Annotated in this window: 3 protein-coding genes; 2 read left to right on the top strand and 1 reads right to left on the bottom strand. The window is 72.1% G+C overall.

Annotated elements, in window-relative coordinates; translation table 11 throughout:
- The coding region (locus K8U61_RS23020; RefSeq protein ID WP_224125353.1) for a glycoside hydrolase family 16 protein at nucleotides 1–705 on the bottom strand (705 nt) is incomplete at its 3' end.
- Between the two features lie 115 nt (nucleotides 706–820).
- Here K8U61_RS23020 and K8U61_RS23025 point away from each other — a divergent pair.
- The gene (locus tag K8U61_RS23025; RefSeq protein WP_224125355.1) at nucleotides 821–1,105 is read left to right on the top strand and encodes a YlxR family protein; all 285 of its coding nucleotides are present in this window, start codon (nucleotides 821–823) and stop codon (nucleotides 1,103–1,105) included.
- An 89-nt stretch (nucleotides 1,106–1,194) separates the two neighbouring features.
- Nucleotides 1,195–4,035, top strand: coding sequence for a translation initiation factor IF-2 (infB, locus tag K8U61_RS23030; RefSeq protein ID WP_224125354.1), 2,841 nt, complete (start codon nucleotides 1,195–1,197; stop codon nucleotides 4,033–4,035).
- Nucleotides 4,036–4,125: the final 90 nt, after the last annotated feature.

Genomic DNA, 4,125 nt, shown 5'->3' on the forward strand with positions numbered 1-4,125 from the left:
CCACGCCGGGAAGTCGAAGACCGCGACCATCACCTGCAGCGGGTACGTCGGCGGGCCGGCGCACCGCCGGACGACCTCGTCGTCCACGGTGAAGACCGCCGTGTCGGCGTCCCAGTCGACGGCGTACGTGTGCATCTCGGCGACGTCGACCTCGACCCGCGGCGCCGCGAAGTCCTGGCGCAGCGCGGGGTCGCGGAAGGCCTTGACGCCGATCCCGACCTCGGCCGACCCCGGCCGCAGGTCCTTGCCGAAGACCTCGACGACGCACAGCTCGCCGCACTGCTCCTGCGCCGGGTCGTCCTCGAAGCCGCTGAGCCACATCGCGGCCATCGACCGCGGCGAGAGGCTCATCGCGCACCGGATCTCGACGCGTCCGGAGGAGGGCAGCCAGCCCTCGAGGCGCGGCTGCTCCTCCCGCACGGTCAGCCCCTCGCGGTAGCGCTGCTGCCCGCGGGTGCTCCCGACCGGGCCTGACCAGGTGCCGGACTGGATGCCGGACACCCGCAGGGGCGGCTCGTGGTCGCCCGCGCACCACAGGCCCTGCTCCGGGGGAATGGAGAGGGTGAGCGAGCCGTTGTGCACGGCGTACGTCGCGGCGCTGGCGGAGGTTGAGCTCCACGCCGGGAGGTAGGCCGGCAGCCAGGTGCTCCGATCGAGGTCCGCACCGTCGAACTCGTCGGCGAACACCTCGGAGAAGACACCCACCCGTCGACAGTAGGGCGCTCGCCCCGGTTCGGAGTAGTGGTCCGATGGGGGTAGGGTTGTCGTAGTGGCGCGTGAACAGATCTCATCCGCATGCCCCGGACCCGTCCGGACCTGCGTGGGATGCCGGAAGCGGGCCGCCAAAGCTGAGTTGTTGCGGGTGACCGCCGGCTCGGACCCGCTCGGCCAGCCGGCCGTCGTGCCCGATCCGACAGCCACCGCACCCGGCCGGGGAGCGCACCTGCACCCCACGTCGGAGTGCTACGACCTCGCGGTACGCCGGAAGGCGTTCGGCCGGGCCCTTCGGGTCACGACCGGGCTCTCCAGCGCACCGGTGGGGGACTACCTCGACTCACGGACAGACCAACCGTTGACCGACAGAAACTGGAGCAGCAGCTCATGAGCACTCGATGAGTACTTCGCGATGAGCGTGCACACCCACTAACGGTCTCGAGTTCCCCCGGATTCGGGTTCGAGGCCAGAAGGAGAAGCGTGGCTAAGACCCGAGTTCACGAACTCGCCAAGGAGTTCGGCGTCGAGAGCAAGTTCGTTCTCGAGAAGTTCAAGGAGATGGGGGAGTTCGTCAAGTCGGCGAGCTCCACCGTCGAGCTCCCCGCGGAGATGCGTTTCCGCAAGGAGTACGGCGACAAGCTGAAGGCCGACACGGCCGGCTCCGCCGCCCCCGCCGAGGCACCGGCCAAGCCGGCGCCCGCGAAGAAGGCACCGGCCAAGAAGGCCGCCGCTCCCGCCGAGCCCGAGGCGCCCGCCGCCGCGGCTCCGGTCGCCGAGCCGGAGGCCCCCGCGGCCCCCGCTCCCGCCGAGCCCGCAGCAGCCGCCGAGGTGGAGGTCCCGGCGCCGGCGAAGAAGGCCGCGCCCGGTCCCCGACCCGGCCCCAAGCCCGCGCCCAAGGCCGACGAGCCGCCGGCCGAGCCCGAGGCTCCGGCCGCCGCCGCGGACGCCCCGGCGTCCCCGAAGGCGCCGTCCCCGGCTCCGCGTCCGGTCGGTCGCCCCGGCGCCCCGCGCCCCGGCAACAACCCGTTCGCGTCCAGCCAGGGCATGGGCCGTCGGCCCGCACCGGCCGGTCGCCCCGAGCCGACGACCGGTGGCGGCGACAACCGCCCGCCGCGTCCGCCGGCCGGTGGCGGCGCCCCGGGTCGCCCGGGCATGCCGCGCCCCAACCCGGCGATGATGCCGAAGTCCCCGGCTGCGTTCGGCGGTGGCCCCGGCGGTCGCGCCGGTGGTCCCGGACGTCCCGGTGCTCCGGGCCGTGGCGGTGCCCCCGGCCGTCCGGGCGCTCCGGGTCGTGGTGGCCCGGGTGGCGGTGCTCCGGGTCGTCCCGGTGGCGGTGGCTTCGGCCCCGCCGGCGGTGGCCGTCCCGGTGGCGGTCGCCCCGGCCAGCGTGGCCAGACCCAGGGTGCGTTCGGTCGCCCCGGCGGTCCGTCGCGTCGTGGCCGCAAGTCCAAGCGGGCGCGTCGCCAGGAGTTCGAGGCCATGGAGGCCCCGACGATCGGCGGCATCCGCGTCCGCAAGGGCAACGGCGAGACGGTCCGCCTGCCGCGTGGCGCCTCGCTGACCGACTTCGCCGAGAAGATCAACGTCGACGCCGCCTCGCTGGTGCAGATGCTCTTCAGCCTCGGCGAGATGGTGACCGCCACCGAGTCGGTCAACGACGAGACGCTCGAGCTGCTCGGTGAGGAGCTCAACTACGTCGTCCAGGTCGTGTCCCCGGAGGACGAGGACCGCGAGCTGCTCGAGTCCTTCGACGTCGAGTTCGGCGACGACGAGGACGACTCGGAGTACGCCGAGCCGCGACCGCCGGTCGTCACCGTCATGGGTCACGTCGACCACGGAAAGACCAAGCTCCTCGACGCGCTGCGCAACGCCAACGTCGTCGCGGGCGAGGCCGGTGGCATCACCCAGCACATCGGTGCCTACCAGGTGCACACCGACGTCGACGGCAACGACCGCAAGATCACCTTCATCGACACCCCGGGTCACGAGGCGTTCACCGCCATGCGTGCCCGTGGTTCGCAGTCGTCGGACATCGCGGTCCTCGTGGTCGCCGCCGACGACGGTGTGATGCCGCAGACCGTCGAGGCGCTCAACCACGCCAAGGCGGCCGGCGTCCCGATCGTGGTCGCGGTCAACAAGATCGACAAGCCGGAGGCGGACCCGACCAAGGTCCGTGGCCAGCTGACCGAGTACGGCCTGGTGCCCGAGGAGTACGGCGGCGACACGATGTTCGTCGACGTCTCGGCCAAGTCCGAGCTCAACCTCGACAAGCTGCTCGAGGCGATCGTGCTGACCGCCGACGCGTCGCTCGACCTCAGCGCCAACCCCGACCGGGACGCGCAGGGTCTGGTCATCGAGGCGCACCTCGACCGTGGCCGCGGCCCCGTCGCGACCATCCTGGTCCAGCGCGGCACGCTGCACGTCGGTGACTCGATCGTCGCCGGTCCGGCCCACGGCCGCGTCCGCGCGATGCTCGACGAGTACGGCAACGAGCTGGACGAGGCGGGTCCGTCGCGTCCGGCGATGGTGCTCGGTCTGAGCGCCGTCCCCGGGGCGGGCCAGAACTTCATCGTCGTCGAGGACGACCGGATGGCTCGTCAGATCGCCGAGAAGCGCGAGGCCCGCGAGCGGGCGGCCATGCAGGCCAAGCGCCGCGTGCGCCGTACCCTCGAGGACTTCATGGCCTCCATGGAGAAGGGCGAGAGCCAGGAGCTCAACCTCATCCTCAAGGGCGACGTGTCCGGTTCGGTCGAGGCGCTCGAGGACGCGCTGGCGAAGATCGACGTCGGCGACGAGGTCAGCCTGCGGGTCATCGACCGCGGTGTCGGTGCGATCACCGAGACCAACGTCGACCTGGCCGCTGCCTCCGACGCGATCATCATCGGCTTCAACGTCCGCCCGCAGGGCAAGGCGACGGAGCTGGCCGACCGCGAGGGCGTGGAGATCCGGTACTACACCGTCATCTACCAGGCCATCGAGGAGATCGAGGCCGCGCTCAAGGGCATGCTCAAGCCGGAGTACGAGGAGCACACCCTCGGCCAGGCCGAGATCCGCGCGATCTTCCGCTCGTCCAAGATCGGCAACATCGCCGGTTGCATGGTCACCAGCGGCCTGATCCGACGCAACGCGAAGGTCCGGGTGATCCGCGACGGCGCCGTCGTCGCCGACAACCTCGACCTGCAGTCGCTGCGCCGCGAGAAGGACGACGCGTCCGAGGTCCGCGAGGGCTTCGAGTGCGGTCTGGTGCTGCGCAACTTCCAGGACATCAAGGAAGGCGACGTCGTCGAGGCCTTCGAGATGCGGGAGATCCCGCGCTCCTGATGTGAGCACTGCCGAGTCGGGGGGGGGGGGGGGGGGCGGCCGGCGGGGGCGGGGGGGGCCCCCCCCCCCGGGGCGGGTGAGGCTGTGTAG

Source organism: Nocardioides mangrovi (assembly GCF_020073815.1).
GTDB lineage: Bacteria > Actinomycetota > Actinomycetes > Propionibacteriales > Nocardioidaceae > Nocardioides > Nocardioides mangrovi.